Source organism: Streptomyces sp. AP-93 (assembly GCF_022808175.1).
Lineage (GTDB): Bacteria > Actinomycetota > Actinomycetes > Streptomycetales > Streptomycetaceae > Streptomyces.
In genome coordinates this window covers 1-15,013 of record NZ_JALGBX010000004.1, presented here as the reverse complement: position 1 = coordinate 15,013, position 15,013 = coordinate 1, and the positions used below count along the sequence as shown (strand labels likewise).

18 protein-coding genes and 2 pseudogenes are annotated in these 15,013 nt (G+C 69.7%); 11 read left to right on the top strand and 9 right to left on the bottom strand.

Going from position 1 to position 15,013, the window contains the following annotated elements; all coding sequences use genetic code 11:
- Positions 1 to 18: 18 nt before the first annotated feature.
- The 3 genes and pseudogenes from MTF69_RS07905 to MTF69_RS07900 form a co-directional block, all read right to left on the bottom strand.
- Positions 19 to 435 carry a hypothetical protein gene (locus MTF69_RS07905; RefSeq protein ID WP_243331984.1) on the bottom strand — a complete coding sequence of 139 codons (417 nt, stop codon included), beginning with the start codon at positions 433 to 435 and terminating at the stop codon, positions 19 to 21.
- A gap of 50 nt (positions 436 to 485) precedes the next feature.
- Positions 486 to 841 (bottom strand): annotated as a pseudogene (locus MTF69_RS42790) (transposase); the annotation flags it as partial.
- A 10-nt stretch (positions 842 to 851) separates the two neighbouring features.
- Entirely contained in the window at positions 852 to 1,499 is a 648-nt protein-coding gene (locus tag MTF69_RS07900; protein ID WP_243331982.1) for a hypothetical protein, read from the bottom strand.
- A gap of 310 nt (positions 1,500 to 1,809) precedes the next feature.
- Here MTF69_RS07900 and MTF69_RS07895 point away from each other — a divergent pair, with 310 nt between their 5' ends.
- From MTF69_RS07895 to MTF69_RS07860, 8 genes are all read left to right on the top strand, one after another.
- Complete coding sequence (locus MTF69_RS07895) at positions 1,810 to 2,109, top strand: hypothetical protein (RefSeq protein WP_243331979.1); 300 nt, start codon at positions 1,810 to 1,812, stop codon at positions 2,107 to 2,109.
- Between the two features lie 9 nt (positions 2,110 to 2,118).
- Entirely contained in the window at positions 2,119 to 2,613 is a 495-nt protein-coding gene (locus MTF69_RS07890) for a hypothetical protein (protein ID WP_243331977.1), read from the top strand.
- A 404-nt stretch (positions 2,614 to 3,017) separates the two neighbouring features.
- The gene (locus tag MTF69_RS07885) at positions 3,018 to 3,761 is read left to right on the top strand and encodes an ATP-binding cassette domain-containing protein (protein ID WP_243331975.1); all 744 of its coding nucleotides are present in this window, start codon (positions 3,018 to 3,020) and stop codon (positions 3,759 to 3,761) included.
- 1 nt (position 3,762) lies between these two features.
- Positions 3,763 to 5,037 (top strand): hypothetical protein, encoded by a 1,275-nt coding sequence (locus MTF69_RS07880; RefSeq protein WP_243331973.1) that lies wholly within the window; start codon positions 3,763 to 3,765, stop codon positions 5,035 to 5,037.
- Positions 5,034 to 5,633: a hypothetical protein gene (locus MTF69_RS07875; protein ID WP_243331971.1), complete on the top strand. Its 600-nt coding sequence runs from the start codon at positions 5,034 to 5,036 to the stop codon at positions 5,631 to 5,633. Before MTF69_RS07880 ends, MTF69_RS07875 begins: the two co-directional genes overlap by 4 nt.
- A 288-nt stretch (positions 5,634 to 5,921) precedes the next feature.
- Positions 5,922 to 6,497: a hypothetical protein gene (locus tag MTF69_RS07870; protein ID WP_243331970.1), complete on the top strand. Its 576-nt coding sequence runs from the start codon at positions 5,922 to 5,924 to the stop codon at positions 6,495 to 6,497.
- A gap of 126 nt (positions 6,498 to 6,623) precedes the next feature.
- On the top strand, positions 6,624 to 7,028 hold the full coding sequence (locus tag MTF69_RS07865) for a hypothetical protein (protein ID WP_243331967.1): 405 nt from the start codon (positions 6,624 to 6,626) through the stop codon (positions 7,026 to 7,028).
- 139 nt (positions 7,029 to 7,167) lie between these two features.
- The gene (locus tag MTF69_RS07860; protein ID WP_243331965.1) at positions 7,168 to 7,686 is read left to right on the top strand and encodes a hypothetical protein; all 519 of its coding nucleotides are present in this window, start codon (positions 7,168 to 7,170) and stop codon (positions 7,684 to 7,686) included.
- A 99-nt stretch (positions 7,687 to 7,785) separates the two neighbouring features.
- On the opposite strand, the gene MTF69_RS07855 is transcribed toward MTF69_RS07860, so the two are convergent.
- The gene (locus tag MTF69_RS07855) at positions 7,786 to 8,853 is read right to left on the bottom strand and encodes a S9 family peptidase (RefSeq protein WP_243331964.1); all 1,068 of its coding nucleotides are present in this window, start codon (positions 8,851 to 8,853) and stop codon (positions 7,786 to 7,788) included.
- Positions 8,854 to 8,966: 113 nt separating this feature from the next.
- Here MTF69_RS07855 and MTF69_RS07850 point away from each other — a divergent pair, with 113 nt between their 5' ends.
- Together MTF69_RS07850 and MTF69_RS07845 are read left to right on the top strand one after the other, a co-directional pair.
- On the top strand, positions 8,967 to 9,623 hold the full coding sequence (locus tag MTF69_RS07850; RefSeq protein WP_243331963.1) for a GNAT family N-acetyltransferase: 657 nt from the start codon (positions 8,967 to 8,969) through the stop codon (positions 9,621 to 9,623).
- Positions 9,624 to 9,658: 35 nt separating this feature from the next.
- Positions 9,659 to 10,504 carry a PaaX family transcriptional regulator C-terminal domain-containing protein gene (locus MTF69_RS07845; protein WP_243332615.1) on the top strand — a complete coding sequence of 282 codons (846 nt, stop codon included), beginning with the start codon at positions 9,659 to 9,661 and terminating at the stop codon, positions 10,502 to 10,504.
- Here MTF69_RS07845 and MTF69_RS07840 read toward each other — a convergent pair.
- From MTF69_RS07840 to MTF69_RS07825, 4 genes are all read right to left on the bottom strand, one after another.
- The gene (locus MTF69_RS07840) at positions 10,459 to 10,923 is read right to left on the bottom strand and encodes a DUF3052 domain-containing protein (RefSeq protein WP_374322578.1); all 465 of its coding nucleotides are present in this window, start codon (positions 10,921 to 10,923) and stop codon (positions 10,459 to 10,461) included. The two genes, MTF69_RS07845 and MTF69_RS07840, sit on opposite strands and share 46 nt — an antisense overlap.
- 195 nt (positions 10,924 to 11,118) lie before the next feature.
- Entirely contained in the window at positions 11,119 to 12,822 is a 1,704-nt protein-coding gene (locus tag MTF69_RS07835) for a hypothetical protein (RefSeq protein ID WP_243331961.1), read from the bottom strand.
- A gap of 68 nt (positions 12,823 to 12,890) precedes the next feature.
- A complete protein-coding gene (locus MTF69_RS07830; RefSeq protein WP_243331960.1) occupies positions 12,891 to 13,280 on the bottom strand; it encodes a hypothetical protein in 390 nt (129 codons plus the stop codon).
- Between the two features lie 200 nt (positions 13,281 to 13,480).
- Complete coding sequence (locus MTF69_RS07825; RefSeq protein ID WP_243331959.1) at positions 13,481 to 14,287, bottom strand: helix-turn-helix domain-containing protein; 807 nt, start codon at positions 14,285 to 14,287, stop codon at positions 13,481 to 13,483.
- A gap of 146 nt (positions 14,288 to 14,433) precedes the next feature.
- On the opposite strand from MTF69_RS07825, the gene MTF69_RS07820 reads away from it, so the two are divergent.
- Positions 14,434 to 14,613: a hypothetical protein gene (locus MTF69_RS07820; RefSeq protein ID WP_243331957.1), complete on the top strand. Its 180-nt coding sequence runs from the start codon at positions 14,434 to 14,436 to the stop codon at positions 14,611 to 14,613.
- Between the two features lie 238 nt (positions 14,614 to 14,851).
- Here the strand turns inward: MTF69_RS07820 and MTF69_RS07815 are convergent.
- Positions 14,852 to 15,013, bottom strand: a pseudogene (locus tag MTF69_RS07815) (IS110 family transposase); the annotation flags it as partial.

Below are 15,013 nucleotides of genomic sequence, written 5' to 3'. Positions count from 1 at the left end.
TCCGTCCTTCCGAGGCTGTCAGCCGTCCTGCGCCTCCTGCTCGGCGGCTTCGGCTCTTGAGAGGCGCCATCGCATGGTCTCCGCCTCGCCACGGGCCCTCTCCTGAAGCTCCGCCGTCAGGTCGGGGCGATCCGCGGCAGCCTCGGAGGCTTCGGTCCAGGCACGCAGGACTTCGATGGGCCGCTGATGCCCGCAGTCGACTTCGTTGCCCGAATGGTCGTAGACGGTCGCCTTGTAGCCGGTGTTCACCCACACGCTGGCGCCTTGGTCGTGGAAGAGGACCTCGAATGGTGCTTCGTCGGGGTCGGTGTCCTTGGGGGTGTCCGTGACGATCGTGAATTTCTCCCCGGGCTTCATCCAGTAGTCCTCACCCCATGGTTCAACCCAGATCCCGAGGGTCTTCTTGGTGTCGTTGCTCAATCTGATCTTCGGCATGGCTGCAGGGTAGGCCGCCGTGCTCGGGCTACGGAGCGGTCCGGCATGGCCTATCCAGCACGTCTGGGTTTCGTGCTGACCTTGTGGTGGGCGGGCCGAATGTAGGGCTCGCCGGTGCGAAGACGCGTCCGACGTCGTAGCGGGTGGCGGCTGTCCGTTCTTCGAGCCGGACGGCCGACCGGGGCCGGGACGGGCGGGTTTCTGCTATACCGGCTGGCGTGCCCGTCTTCCCGCGCAGGTTCCTGAACCCCCGGCAGACCCGGGCGGGGGAGAGCCCGTTCGGTTCCGCGGCTCGTTCCCGGGGACGTCGGAGGTCGCGTGCGAGGCGGCGGGCGAGACGGAGCTGCGCGTGTGCGGCCAGGACGAGCCAGGCTCAGCGGTCTGCCGCCGCCGAGCCCCGCAGTTTCCAGGGACCGCTAGCCGGCCGCCTCCAGCTTTTCGTGTTGGCGCTCCATGAGGGAGGCCGGGGGCTGATCCTCGTCTGGAGGGGTGAGATAGACGGCCAGCGACCCGCCGGTTCGTACGACCGTCATGATCTGCCGTCTGTCGGGAACTTGGTCGCTGGTGATCGAGTAGGAGACGGATTCGTCGCCCACTCCGACAGATGGCAACGCCACGAGGGTGCCTCGTTCCGACCAACCGCGTTGGGAGGAAGCCGCGAGATCCTTGCACGTGGTGAGAGCTGCTTTCAGCTCGCCCATCCAGCTCTTTGCCTCACCCGTCGCGAAACTGGTGAGCACGACGCTCCCGCCGGCGGTTCCGTTCCTGGGCTCAAGGGTCGCCCAGGCGGTCCCGGTAGCTTCGTGCTCGGGTTTGACGCTCCTCAAGTCGGCCAGGGGCTGACAGGCAGGATCGGCCGCCGTGACCACGTCCACGTCTTCCAGCAAGGGCTCCCGCTGGGGCGAGACGGTGAACCCGGAGTGCTCCCCCGTCAGCAGGGCCTCCGAGAGATCCGCGGAGCTGAGCATCGCGCGCCCCTTCTCACCCGCCTTCTCGCTGGTGCAACCCGCCGCTGCGGAAGACACGACAAGGAGCGTCGCCACTCCTCGTATGAAGCCGCGCACGCTATTTCTCCATCGCTGAGAGCCGGTGATCGGATTCTGTCAGCCACGGCCTGTCCGGCAGTCGTCAGGGTGCCGTCCCATCCGAAACACCTGGGCCTGAGCCCTCTGCCCAACCACCGAACGGCGGCCCATGCCGACAAAACCGGTCGTGCCCCAGGCGGTCGCTCCCCGACACCCTTCTCAGATGAGAGCGATGCCTGCTCCGCCTGAAGGAGTTGCAGACATACGTAGGATTCGACGCCGTACCGTCGCCGCCCCTCGCCGCCCCTCGCCGACCCGCTCCCCAACGTCAGCGGCGTACGCCTCGGCGATGGTCTACAGCAAAGCCAAGGCAGCCCAGCTCGCCTCCCACATCACCCGGGCCTGCCCCACGGGGGAAACACGCCCGGTCGGCAAGACCTGCGACGAGTATCCGCTGGCCACATCCGCCCAGCGCATGTCCGCCGGCGGCGCCCGCCGCACCTTCTCCGGCTGCTCCATCACGGGGGTACCGACCCGAACGGGCACCACCGGAGCCGGCGCCTGCATGATCAGCGAGAATGACCAGGACTACCAGGGAGGAATCACCGGCACCTTCAACCGCCCCGCAGCGCTCGGCCCGCTGGCATAGCCTGCGGCCATGACTGAACCGGCTGTCATCTTCGTCAACGACGGGATGTTCGCCATTACCGGCGGCTCCGTCTACAGCGTCGAGTCCGCGGACTGGTCCAACGCCCTCGCCGCTCCCATGGACCACGGGGCGTTCATCCTCACCGGCATCCACACGGGACTCGTGAACGTCCAGACTCTCATCACCTCCACCCCGCCACCCGCCGACACCGCGGGCTGGGAGGAGGTGGTCGAGGTCAGCGTGCACGCCGACGAGGTCGATCTCGCCCTGCACTACTTCCAGGGCGAGGGCCCAGACGAACCGCCCGCCCTCAGCAACCAAGGCCCCGGCTGGTACCGGATGCGGGTGCACGCCCGAGGACGCGACCTCCTCCGTGACGGAGTCAGCGAAGAACCCGTCGAGGACTACCTCCTCACCGCCTGGCCGCAACAGCCGACAACCGCCGCCACCCTGCGGACCAGCCAACGAATCGACCAGTCGCTCCGAGACATCAAGCAGGCTTGATCCGGCCGGAGCCGACGCTACAACGGGCGGGGTCAACCGGCCACGGCGTTTGAACGTTCGAGTCTCACATTTGGCGTGGCCGGGGGGAGGGAGGGGCATGCAGGCGCCGCACAAATCTCGTCTTGCGCCGCTGGGACGACCGCGCAACTCCGATGGCGCCCAAACCTTTGTTGGCTTCGGACCAGCTACTGGGGCGACAAGGCCGCAGGGAAGTACTACGTCGGGCTCTCGGGCCGGTTGTACGGCCGGTACTTGTGGGTGGGCAACGTCTACACCCAGTACTGATAGACATCGCGTGCCGCCGCCTCAAGGCTCGTATTCCACCGGGCCCTTGAGGCGGCACACGCTCCTCCAGTGGACCACTACCAGCTGCCCGTAGATCAGGCGGCGGATTGCGCAACCTCATGGCTCTGGTATTCGACGGCGTAACCTTCCGGTACAGCCGGAGGAACGACGTGTTCGACGGGTTCGACCTTCATCTGGACAGTCCCGCGACGGTCCTCCTGGGACCCAACGGTGCCGGCAAGTCGACGCTCATGGCGCTGGCCTCATCGCAGCTGCATCCCCATGCGGGCAGACTGTCCTTCAAGGACCTCGATCCCGCGAAGCGCCGCGAGAGGGCAGCCTTCCGCCGCCAGGTCGCCTGGATTCCCCAGCGGGTGACGCCGATGCCCGGCCTCACCGTCCGGGAGCAGGTCGCCTACGCGGGCTGGCTCAAGGGAATGTCCCGCGGTGACGCCTGGCAGGCGTCCGAGCGTGCTCTTGACCGGGTGCTGCTGGGCAAGCTCGCCGACCGCAAGAGCCACCAGGTCTCCGGGGGCCAGCTCCGCCGCATGGGCATCGCGGGCGCCCTTACGCACCGCAGCGAACTGATCCTCATGGACGAGCCGACCGCCGGCCTCGACCCGCAGCAGAGGTCCGTGTTCCGCCGACTCGTCGAGGAACTCACCGGGGACGTCCAGGTCCTGGTCTCCACCCACCAGACCGAAGACCTCTTCGACCTCTACAGCCAAGTCGTCGTCCTGGACGAGGGAACCGTCCGCTTCCAGGGCACGACCGCCCAGTTCCACGAGCTCGCCGACCACGGGGAACCACCCCGCGCACACGCGGAGAGCGCCTACGCCCGCCTCGTAGGCAAGGAGGTCTGAGATGCTGCTGCGCACCATCATCCGGTCCTCCTCGGCCACCTGGCTCCTGCCCCTGCTCGCCCTCTTCGTGGTCACAGCCCTGGGCGACGACCTCACCACCTGGGTGACGCCGCAGTACTGGCCCTCCGCCACCGGCACCGCCACGTTCGCCCAGCCCTTCATCGCCGCCGCGTGCGCGGCCGCCGGGGCATGGGAAGGCGCCCGCCTCCACCGGGGAAGGGTCTTCGACCAGGGTCCGGTCCGCTCCCCGCTCGCCATCACCTTCCCCGCCCTCGCCCCGGTCGTCGTCATGGGCCTGCTCGCCCTCCTCATCGCGTTCGCCACCGCAGCGGCCGCCGCCGACCTCGGCCTCGGCATCCCGGACCTGGGCATCCTCGCCGTCTCCACCGCCATCCTCATCGCGAACACGCTCGCCGGCGCCGTCCTGGGCCGATTCCTGCCCGGCGTGCTCGCGGCGCCCCTCGCACTGATCGCGGCCTTCATCGCCAACGCCTATCCCGCGTCCTGGGACATCCGCTGGATCCGGCACCTCGTCGCCGCCAGCCTCGACAGCTGCTGCGCCGTTGACCAGGTCGTCGACCCCCGCGCCCTGTGGAGCGGCGCCGTCTTCGCCCTCGCCACCAGCTGCGCCGCCCTGGTCGTGATCCACTTCGAAGACACCCTCCCGGCAGCCGCGGCAGCCGTAGCCCTCGCAGTTTCGGGCGCCGGCATCGCGGGCTACCTGGCCCGGGACATCGACTACGACCCCGTCGTCGCCCGCCCAACCGCCGAACTGGCCTGCGACAACGGCGCCCCCAAGGTGTGCCTGTGGCCGGAACTGAAACCCCAAGCCGACGTGATCGCGACCGGGGCCCGGGCCGCGACCGACCGCCTGGCCAAGGCCGGTCTCACCATCGCCCCCACCCTCACCATGGCGGCCGAACCCGGCCCAGGAGAGAGCAAGCTCGGCATCCCCACCCGGCCCACCCCCAGCGACCTCGCGGCCGGTGTGATCTCCGGGTTCCTGCCTCAGCCTCCCGCCTGCGCCCTCAACGGAGACGCCTACCCCGCCGGTGCTGCCCAGGGCCCCGTCGCGGCCTGGCTCTATGCCACGGCCACCGGCGAAACCCGCTTCATCGAGGGCCGCTTCGACCCGCGCGACGTCGCCTTCGTCACCGAGAAGGTCCTCAGCCAGCCGAAGAACGTCCAGCTCGACTGGTACCAGCGCAACACCGCCGCCATGGCCAACTGCATCGACAAGCCCCCGATCGCCCTCGCTGCCGGGAACAGCCAGTGATCTGGTGGTGCAAGGCCCGCGCGGTCCCCGCCCTCCTGGCCACCCTCATCGCCACGATCGCCCTCGGCCTCCTCATCGGCGACGCCCAGCTCCCCGTACCCGCGCTGACCGGAGCATCAGGCGATTTCCTCATCGGTCACCTGATCACCCTGGCACCGGCGATCGTCCTTCTCTACGGCACCGGCCGAGGCGACCTCGCCACCGAGACGGTCGCAAGCCGACCCCTGCGCGTCTGGGACACCGCACTCGCCGGGGCGATCGGCCTCCTCGGACTGAGCACCGCAGTGGTCAGCCGCCTCGCCGACGCGGACGGCCTCACCACCGTCCTGGGCCGCAACCTCGCCGGCTACACCGCACTCGCCCTCCTCCTCATGCCCCTCCTCGGCCAACACCTGTCCACTTCGGCACTCGCCTGCATCCCCCTCGTCTGCGCCGCCACGGGCTGGGCCCGCAACGGCCAACCCGACTACTGGGCCTGGATCCTCCACCCCGCCGACTCCCTCCCCGCGCTGCTCCTCGTGACCGCCCTGCTCCCAGCAGGCATGGCATTCGCACTGACGTGGCGCCGACCGCCCCTGACCATCCGGGGCCTGTAGTCCGCCACCCCCAGACCCGGCCTCCGCGCGAGAGGCAGTCGCACCCCTGGAAGGAGAAACGTGCACTGACATAAAGTCGCACCGCCCTCTCGAGCCACTGTCCCGAACCCGAGAGATCGCACACGCGCAATCGGCCACATCCGGCACGGTTACCGGACGGATGATCGAAATGGTTCATGGGGCAGATAGGAGTGGCCGTATAACTCTGATGGATCATTCGACGCAACCCGGGGGGACCTTTTGCGTAGAACCAGAGTTTCCGTACGCGCTGCCGGCGCCGTGACATTGATGCTGGCCTCGCTCTTGCTCGGCATGGCCCTGCCCGTCTCGCAGGCGGCGGCGACTGAGTTGCCGGCCGCAGAGAAGGGGCACCTGGCGCAGATCGCCGACGCCTACCTCCAGCGCCGAGCCGACGCCGTCACCCTCTCGCGATCCCAGGGCCTGCGCGCCGCGGCACCTCTTGCGTTGACCGCGCAGGCGGCCGACGAACTCGGAGGCGAGATCGCCGCTCTGCAGGACAACGCTCGGGCGCTGGAAGAGCGCTGGAGCGGGTTCAGCCACGCCGAAGTGACCGTCATTCCCGGCAAGGGCACGGTCAGCGGCGATACCGCGACGCTGGAGGTCGAGGAGGAAACCCGCCTGTACTTCCCCGACGTCCAGGAGGGGGACGCGATCACGCACACCTCGTACGTCCTCCCTCACACGCTCACGTTCAAGCGTGCCGTGGACGGCGCGTGGAAGCTCGCGGACGATCAGACGCCCGACAACGGCTCGGGCCCCGCGGTGCCCACGCAGCTTGAGGACCCCGGCCCCATCAACGAGCCGGGCCCAGACGACGAGCCACTGCCCGGCTCCGAAGACTAGGGCCCCAAACCACCCCCCCAACTCCGTCGACGCTCCCCTCAGTTACCTTCGAGCCAAGTACCCCGGCTCATCGTGGTACGCCCACCGCACCTGACCCGAAGGGTGGAAGCCATGAAGAGGGCCCTCGTGCTGCTGGCGGTGCCTGTCCTGTGCGCAGCACTTGCCGCCTGTTCTTCTGATGACAAGGGCGGCAGGAGTGAGAAGCAGAGCGCGGAGAAGTACATCGCCGCGCTCAACGCCCGGGACCCTCAGGGGCTCATCGACCTGAATCATCTTGCGCCAGGCGAGACCGGGGTGAAAGAGGAAGCCGACAAGCTGATAGCGGAGAACGGCGGCCGCGGCCTCAAGATCTCGGGTATCGACGTGAGCAAGGAGTTCGAGCCGACCCTGGCGAGCGTAGGCATCACCGGCACCGACGGCACCGGGAAGCCGTTCAGCATGTACGTCCTGATGAACGAGAAGGACGGAGACTGGGTCATCGGCCTCGGCACGCTCCCCATCAAGGGCACACCCAAGCCGACCGCCCATTAGGTATCGCCTCACCGATCCGGTGCACTGGCATAGTCGAAGGCCTGGCATCCCGGGGCTTGAAGGTATCGGCATCCTCTGCCAGGGTGTTGATGGTCGACAGGGCAAGTAGCCCTGGGTATCCATCTATTGGGGGCGGATCATGATCCACATCACGCTCGGCCGCATGCGCTACGTCAACCCGCAGGAGGACCAGCTGGGCCGGGAACACGTCGGATGGGACCCGAACATGGGCGACGAAGCTCTGTTCCGCGCCAACCGGGGCTGCTGGGTCCTGGGCGAGCGGGCGGAGAAGGAACAGTACGCGCTGCTTTCCTGCGAGGGTGAGGTGCGTATGGCCATCCAGATCGACGGGCTGGTTCCGGTGGCCGGAGGGCGCAAGGCGATGGAGGGCAGGTTCCTCAAGCCGGGCGACGCGGTCTACGACGCTTACGTCGGCGGGAAGCCTCCCGTGGAGTCGACCCGCAACCCGATCACCTACTTCGACTCCCCGCATGACAAGCGCCTGTGCGGCTGCGACTGTGGCGAACCGGTCGCCGGCGGCTGGTTCCTGGCCGGACACGACCAGAAGGCCCTGCATCTCCGAGTCGCCAAGATCGGCACGGTCCGCGAGTTCCTCGATTGGTTCGACAACACCTACGTCGAGCCGACGGCCGAGTAGCTGCTCGGCTCGCTCCTCGCCGTACCACCCGTCCCCCTTCCCCTTCCCCTTCGGCCCGCCACTCGACGGGACGCTGTTGTGGCCGATCTTGGCGGTCTGTCACGGAATGGCGTGGCCGCCTCGGTCGAGATCCTTGAGGAACTGACGTTGGCCGTCCAGGAATCCGTCCGCGAAGAGCGAGCGGGGCGAGAAGAGCGCGGTGAGCGTGAGCTTGAGGTCCGACTGCTCGATGGACTGCTTGAGCAATGAATGGGTCGCGTCCGGGTGGTTCTTGGACGTCAACGCACCGCCCGCGTCCAGTACCTCGCGGTAGATGTGCTCCGTGTCGGCGGTGTCTACGTTGATGTCATGACCCGCGAGGGCCAGCAGCACCGGTACGCCGCGCAGGGCGCGGAGGTCGTGCGTGGCGTCCGCGGTGTGGTTCTTGGAGATGAAGCCCCAGCGGTCGGCGGTCATGCCGTCCGCGTCGCCGCCCATCGCCTGGACGTACTCCTCGAAGGTCGCGTGGCGTTCCAGTAGCCGTCGGGTGGTGTCGCTCTTGGCGATCGCCGCGTTGGTGCGGTCTGCCGAGGCGCCGTCGGCGCGCAGCTCGGCGAGGAGGTTGTAGCGGCCCTGCCGGAGCCAGTTGATCGCGGGCGAGACGGCGATGACGAAGCTCACGGGCGTCTTGGCGGCGACCTTCGGCAGGACCCAGCCCGCCTGGCTGGCGCCCCAGAGCCCGATCCGGTCGCCGTCGATGTCCGGGCGGGCGCGCGCCCAGGCGATGGCGGCGGCTGCCTCGTCGGCCCGGTCGTCCATGGACTGGCTGAGCCAGTTTCCGGGCGCGCCCGCGACGCCGGGCTTGTCCCAGGACAGGGAGGCGTAGCCGGCCTTGGCGGTCGCTTCCCACAGGGGCTTGTACCCGTCGTCATGGGTGGCGTCGACGGGGCCGTCGCCGTGGACGTACACGACCAGGCCGTGGGGCTCGCGGCTGCCCTTGGGGGTGGTCAGCACTCCGTTGAGGGTGTGGCCGCCGTGGCGGATCGATACCCGCTGCTCGTCCATGGCGTAGGAGTGCTGCCACAGCACCACGCCGGCGAGACCGGCGGCCACGACCAGGGCCGTGACGAGTGACCACACGGCCATGCGGAGCCCGCGCCGTCGGGGCGGCTGGATCTTTGGATGCATGGGATTTGACCGCCTCTGTTCGGTGAGCCAACCTGAAACTATCAGTACCAGCACGATCGTAGTAAGGATGATAGTTTTGAGTTTCGGGTTGCAGTGAGAAGGAAGGGCACGGGATGGGACGGGACACGACGGACAGCGGTAGGGACACGCCGAACACCGGTACTGGACCGGTGACGGTCCGGCGGGGTCTTCCGGCCGGCGCCGAGCGGCGGGCGGCCGAGATGTACTGGGACGCCTTCGGCCGTAAATTCGGCCCCGCGCTGAACCCGCCGGACAAGGCGGTGCCCTTCATCGCCGCCCACCTGAACGCTGATCGCGCGGTGTGCGCGCTCCTCGACGGGCAGCTCGTCGGCCTCGCCGGCTACCAGCTCGGCGGCCGTGCCCTCACCGGGGGATCGGCCTCCGCCGTGCTGGGCGCGTACGGACACGTGCGGGGGCTGCACAGGCTCCTGCTCCTCGCCCTGTTCGAACGCCACCCGGCCCCCGGACAGCTCGTCATGGACGGCATCGCCGTGGACCCGGGCATGCGCGGGCGTGGCGTCGGTAGCCTGCTCATCGAGGAAGTGGCCGCCGTCGCGGCGGAGCAACAGTGCCGGGAGATCAGACTGGATGTGATCGACACCAATCCGCGCGCCAGGGCCCTGTACGAGCGGCGCGGCTTCACGGCCGTGCGGACCGAGCGCACGCCCTACCTGCGCGGGCTGCTGGGGTTCGGCGCGGTGACCACCATGCGTCGCGCCGTCGGAACGAGAGGGGCGCGAGAACTGTGAGCACCGAGGCGGACCACGTCGAGGTCCCCACCCGCATGCTCGTCCACGCGCTGATCCGCGCGGACGGCACCGTCGGCGCGGACGAGCTCTACACCGTCGCCAACACCCTGGGCATGAGCGACCAGCAGGTGCGGCTGTGCGTCAAACGCCTCGTGGCCGAGGGCCGCTTCACCCACGAGGGCCGTGGCCGCAAGGCGCAGCTGCACGCGACCGCGGACACCACGCGTGACCTGGCTCCCCACGCGGACTTCCTCCGGCACGCGTTCCAGCAAGACGCCGGGCTCGCTCCCTGGGACGGTGTCTGGCACCTGGCCGCCTTCGCGGTGCCCGAATCGGCGCGCACGGCCCGGGACGCCCTGCGTGAGACGCTCGTCCACCTCGGCGGCGCCCCGCTCCAGGGCGGACTGTACGTCTGCGCCAACGCCTGGGAACCGTACGTCGAAGAAGCGGCCCAGCGCCTCGGCGCCACTGGCGCGCTCACCCTCCTCACCACGACCGACCTGCGCAAGGGCGACACCCAAGAGCCTGCCGAACTCGCACGCAGCCTGTGGTCCCTGCAGGAGATCGCCGACCGCTACCACCGCCTCAGCCGCATCGCCCGGCCCCGCCTCGCCCGGCTCACCGGTCCTGCCGGACTCCCCGCGCCCGCGCTCCTCACCATCGCGGTCGAGCTCGCCGCCGAACTGACCCGCGCCATGGAGCCCGACCCGCTGTTGCCGCCTCAGCTCCTGCCCCAGCCCTGGCCCGGCACCCAGGCCCGGGAGCTCGTCGCCCGGTGCTGGGCGGCCCTGCACGAACGAGAAGGCGGCGAAGCCCGCCCAACCCTCTTCCGCCTCTACGCCGACATCACCCGAGAAGCTGCGGACCGGGCCGCGCGCTGACACCTGGGCGAGGACTTCCTCACGCTCAACGCCTCGCCTGGATCAAGAATCGTGCGGACCGGCGTCCGAGTCCCGATGAAGTCGTCATCCATCATGGCGAGCAGCGTGGAGGTTGTTTGGGCGAGGCCGGCGGTTGGCACGGCTTCGGCGATGTCACTGGGCTCCACGTAGCCGTCCCGCCCCGATTTGGGGGTGAGGACCCAGATGATGCCGTCCTCGGCGAGGGAACCGATGGCGTCGATCAAGGCGTCGACGAGGTCTCCGTCGTGGCCGCGCCACCGCAGGAGCACGACGTCGGCGGCCTTATCGGCCTCCTCGTCCAGCAGTTCCGCGCCGGCGCGTGCCTCGACGGCCTTCCGGACCCTGTTGTCGACGTCCTCGCCCCATCCGAGCTCGAGGAGGACCATGTTGGGTTCGATGGCGAGCCCCGGTGGGTGCAGCCCGGCCGGGGGTATCCCCGACCGGAACCCTCGCCCGTCCCACCTGCGTTGCGAGCAGGACGCTTGTCACCTGCCGGAGTGGTCGATCACGTTGCCGTTGGAGCAGTTGTTCGCGTGGTCACCGACCCAGCGTCGACCAGTCCCCAGCCCTCGTTGGTGGTGCGTACGTCGTCCTCAAGTGGTGGATGACCCCAGCCGGGGCTGTCGGGACAGAACCGCTCGTGGAGATCGGCGGTCTCGGCGTACACCTCCGACTCTCCCGGCCGGCGGGCCACGACGTGGCCAAGTAGCGCCATCCGGGCTTCGGGGAGGAGCACGTGCCCTACCTGTGGTCGCTACGTGGGAGTCGTCTCTCGGCATCCGGCATCCGGCGGATGTTGGCGGGGTCGTCGCGTCGTTCAGGCAGCGGTCGAGGAGTGCGTGCATGCGCGGAACGGGGAGGGACGGGTTGGAGGCGGCGCCCTCCGCGGTGCGGGGGTCGGCGAGGAGGGACTCCAGGACCTCTGCTGTCAGGCTCGGGTTGGAGGCGGCTGCCCGGCACACCGACTCGTCGGGGTCTTCCACGGGCGGTTCGGGCAGGGTGGGATCGCATGCGGCCAGGGCGCGTACCTCGGGATCCGGGTGGCCGATGAGGTGGGTCCGACCGGTGCGGGGGAACGCGGGCAGGGTCAGTAGGTGCGGACGGTGGACCGGGCGGCTGGCGAAGACGTCCAGGAGGAGGTTTGGCGGAGCCAGCGGGTGGTGGCAGGCCAGCCGGATCCGTACCTCCTCGTCGTCGTCCTGCGCGAGTGTCTCGACGAGTTCTTCGGGCAGGCCGGGCCAGCTCGCCGCAACTCGGCGCAGCACTGGTTCCTCGGATGCCGCGCAGGCGGCGAACCACGCGGGGGACGGCTCGGTGTCAGGCTCGGTGTCAGCCTCGGTGATCGGACAGGTGCAGTCCGGACCGTGCCCGATGACCCGGCGGATCGCCCAGTACTCGGCCCAAGTGCGGGGGAAGGGGTGGAGGCGTGCGCGCATCCGTACGTCCTCGTCCGGGTCCTCCCTCAGCTCGGTGACCAGGTCCGGTCCCAGGTCGGGCCGGGCGGCGACCATCTCGCGGACCTTTGCCTCGGGGTGGCGGGCGAGCCGGGCGACGGCGTAGGCCGGGGTGTGGCGGTTCCAGGTCAGGGGGTGCACCGTGTCGTCCGCGAAGCACTGCTCGACGAGGCCGGGGGACAGGGCGCACGTGCCGAGCACGAACCGCTTGCCGTGCGAGCCGAAGGACGGCAGCTTGGCCTCCACAGCTTCCGGGTCCAGCTCCCAGATGCTTCCCTGCGCCGCTTCCCGTACAGCGGGGTCGGGGTCGTGGAGCAGGGCCTCCCGCTGCGCAGGGGTGAGCGACTGCCACCTCCAGGTGGCGCGTACGCGGAGCTCGGGGTGCTCGTGCCCGGCCATGGCTCGGTAGAAGGACAGAGGGGTCTGTCGTGAGGCGCTGAGCTCCTGGGTGATCTCGTGCTCGGTGAGCATGCCGTCCTCGCCCCCGTCCTGGGCGGTCAGGAAGGTGACGAGGATGTCGTCCGGCAGCGGTCGGACCCATCTGGGGCGCGGGCGGGGGCCGCCGGCGAGGGCGGCGCGGACGATCCCCGACGGGTCGGTTGCCAAGGGGGCGAGTCGTGCGGGGTCGACGTGCCGGTTGCCGGCGAGCGCGCGGCGGATCCCCCTGGCCGGGTGCCGCAGGGCCGCATCGATGACGGCGTCGGGCAGGTCGCGGCCCTCGCACATCAGCCGCCCGGCCTCATCACCGGCCGGTCGATCCAGCAGGCGTATCAGTACGTCGGAGGGGGCCGCCGGGTTCAAGGCGATGCCGTGCAGCCACGGTTCATGGAGAGAGTCGGACACCACGGCATCGTGCCACCCCTAGAGTGACAAACGCTCCCGCCACTGACCAACCAACAAGGCCATACGGGTCAAGTGGGCAGTTCCCACACGGTCACTTGAAGTCTGACCTGGCCGCCGTTTCCTGGGCCGGGTGTGAAGTACCCGACCCGGCCGGCTTCGGTTCCGAAGCAGGCGGAGCGGCCCGCGGGGACGTCCGCGGTGCGTTGTCCGAGCTGGGTGTTCAGGAGGTCGACGCACTTGTGCCGGTCGGGTGTCCCGGGACCGTTGAAGGCGACGATCGTGTTGCCGACGTAGCGTCCTGGATCGCAGCTGAGTTGGCAGGACAGTCCGAGATCCCCCAGTGGTGCCCGCTGGGGCGGGACGGGATCCAGGAACCAGCCCGTCGTCGGGATCCCGGTTTTGCTCCCGTCGTCCAGGGTCAGCGTCCCGCGCCATCGGACGGGTACGGCAGCGGGCACCGTTGGGGCGGGGGGTTCACTCGCTGGGGACGGGGTGGGGCTCGGAGAGGGAGAGGTGGAGGAGAGCGGGGCGGACGGGGTGGGAGAAGGCGTGGGGCTCGGTGACGGGTTCGGCGACGGCGACGGCGACGGCGACGGGGACGCGAACGCCGCCCCGACCGGGGACGATGCTGAGCTCGCGGGCTGTGGGCCGGCATCGGCTATCGGGCTCTCTCCCGCCGCCGGATTCTCCCGCTGGAGCAGTACCGCGCCCCAGACGATCGCGGCCACCGCGAACAAGACCGCGGCCAGACCCGCCAGCGGGAGACGGTGTCTCCAGGGGGAAACAGCCTCGCGGCCCGTGCCGGAAACAGTCTCGGGAACGGCCGTATCCCACGGTGGGGACGGTGGGGCACGAGTTCGGCGGAGCCCTCGCCGGGGAGCCGGGCCAGGAGGTGGTCGATCTCGCCGAGGATCCGCTGCCGCTGTACGGCCAGGTGGCCGCTGAGCCGCTCCAGCTGCGCCGCCCGCGCGTCCACCCCGTCCGCCCCGTCCCCGGGTTCGGCGCCGGCCTGCGGGTCCTGACTCTGGTCGGCCGGCTCGGCCAGTTCGGCCAGCAGCCGGGCGGTCTCAGCCTCCCGGTCCTGAACCTCCCGCAGTGCCCGCTCCTGTTCGTAGAGCGCGGCCCGCTCGCTGTTGCGCCCGCCCACCGGGCCCAGGGCCCGCTCGTACAGGGCCGTCACCAGCTCACGTACGGCGGTGGTGAGCGGGGCCCGCCCGCGCCGGTCCGCCTCCTCCAGCAGCGCCTCCACGTAGGCACTGCGCGGCAGGCGGTCCCCGTTCTCGTACCGCGAGACCGAGGTGATGCTCCCCCCGTGCAGGGCGACCATCGCCCGCTGGGACAACCCCGCGTTCTCCCGCAGCAGCCGCAACTGCTCACCCAGCGCCCGCGCCGCCGCCACGGAACCCGGCTCCCCGGCGCCCTCCACGCCGGAACCGGCCCCGCTTCGGCCATCGCTCTCAGACATGACTGCTCCAGCTCCCCCGAGGCCCACGGAAATCTTCCCCACCGGGAAACCACCTGCTCCCAGGAGGGGACACCGAGCCTAGGCGCGAAGGTCGATCACAGAGCCGATACCGGCCAACTTCCCCGCCCGACGAAAGGAAGACCCCCATGTCCTCGATCGCCCTGGCCGTACTACTGCTCCTGGTCTTGGTCCTGGTGACGCTGCTCCTGGCGGGCGCCGTCGGCTACACCGTCCACCGGCACCCGGCGCTGACCGCGCCACTGACGGCGGCCGGGATGGCCGTGGCCCTCGTCGTGACCTGCGTGTGCACCATCGCCGTCCGCTGACGTGCAGCCCGCCGCTGCATGGCAAGCGGCCTGAGGAGCATGAACCGCACACTCGTCAGCTGCCGCGACTACTCAGAAGGCATCGAACGGGCAGAGACGGGCTTCCTGGCGGGCCGTTTCTCGTTCGGGTGAACCCAGGCCTTGGGCGCATGAGGCGTGGGTAGTCCTGCCGCGAGGTTCCGTGCACGATGCAACGGGATCGATCGTCCTGGCCGCCCCTGGAGTCTCAATGACTAAATCAAGCCGCTTGCGTGACCGGCGGGGCGGAGGTGAACGCCCGGTTGTCGCGCAGGAGAGCCCACAGGACGCTGGCGCGTCGGCGTGCCAGGGCGATGACTGCTTGGACGTGTTTGCAGCCCTCGCCGCGCTTCTTGAGGTAGAAGTCCCGGTTCGGCCCGTC

Excerpts from the sequence above, each read along its gene's own strand:
- MTF69_RS07905 (WP_243331984.1), bottom strand. The coding sequence starts at position 435 with ATGCCGAAGATCAGATTGAGCAACGACACCAAGAAGACCCTCGGGATC.
- MTF69_RS07890 (WP_243331977.1), top strand. The coding sequence starts at position 2,119 with ATGACTGAACCGGCTGTCATCTTCGTCAACGACGGGATGTTCGCCATT.
- MTF69_RS07860 (WP_243331965.1), top strand. The coding sequence starts at position 7,168 with ATGATCCACATCACGCTCGGCCGCATGCGCTACGTCAACCCGCAGGAG.
- MTF69_RS07870 (WP_243331970.1), top strand. The coding sequence starts at position 5,922 with ATGCTGGCCTCGCTCTTGCTCGGCATGGCCCTGCCCGTCTCGCAGGCG.
- MTF69_RS07880 (WP_243331973.1), top strand. The coding sequence starts at position 3,763 with ATGCTGCTGCGCACCATCATCCGGTCCTCCTCGGCCACCTGGCTCCTG.
- MTF69_RS07885 (WP_243331975.1), top strand. The coding sequence starts at position 3,018 with ATGGCTCTGGTATTCGACGGCGTAACCTTCCGGTACAGCCGGAGGAAC.
- MTF69_RS07855 (WP_243331964.1), bottom strand. The coding sequence starts at position 8,853 with ATGCATCCAAAGATCCAGCCGCCCCGACGGCGCGGGCTCCGCATGGCC.
- MTF69_RS07820 (WP_243331957.1), top strand. The coding sequence starts at position 14,434 with ATGTCCTCGATCGCCCTGGCCGTACTACTGCTCCTGGTCTTGGTCCTG.
- MTF69_RS07845 (WP_243332615.1), top strand. The coding sequence starts at position 9,659 with ATGCTCGTCCACGCGCTGATCCGCGCGGACGGCACCGTCGGCGCGGAC.
- MTF69_RS07825 (WP_243331959.1), bottom strand. The coding sequence starts at position 14,287 with ATGTCTGAGAGCGATGGCCGAAGCGGGGCCGGTTCCGGCGTGGAGGGC.
- MTF69_RS07850 (WP_243331963.1), top strand. The coding sequence starts at position 8,967 with ATGGGACGGGACACGACGGACAGCGGTAGGGACACGCCGAACACCGGT.
- MTF69_RS07895 (WP_243331979.1), top strand. The coding sequence starts at position 1,810 with ATGGTCTACAGCAAAGCCAAGGCAGCCCAGCTCGCCTCCCACATCACC.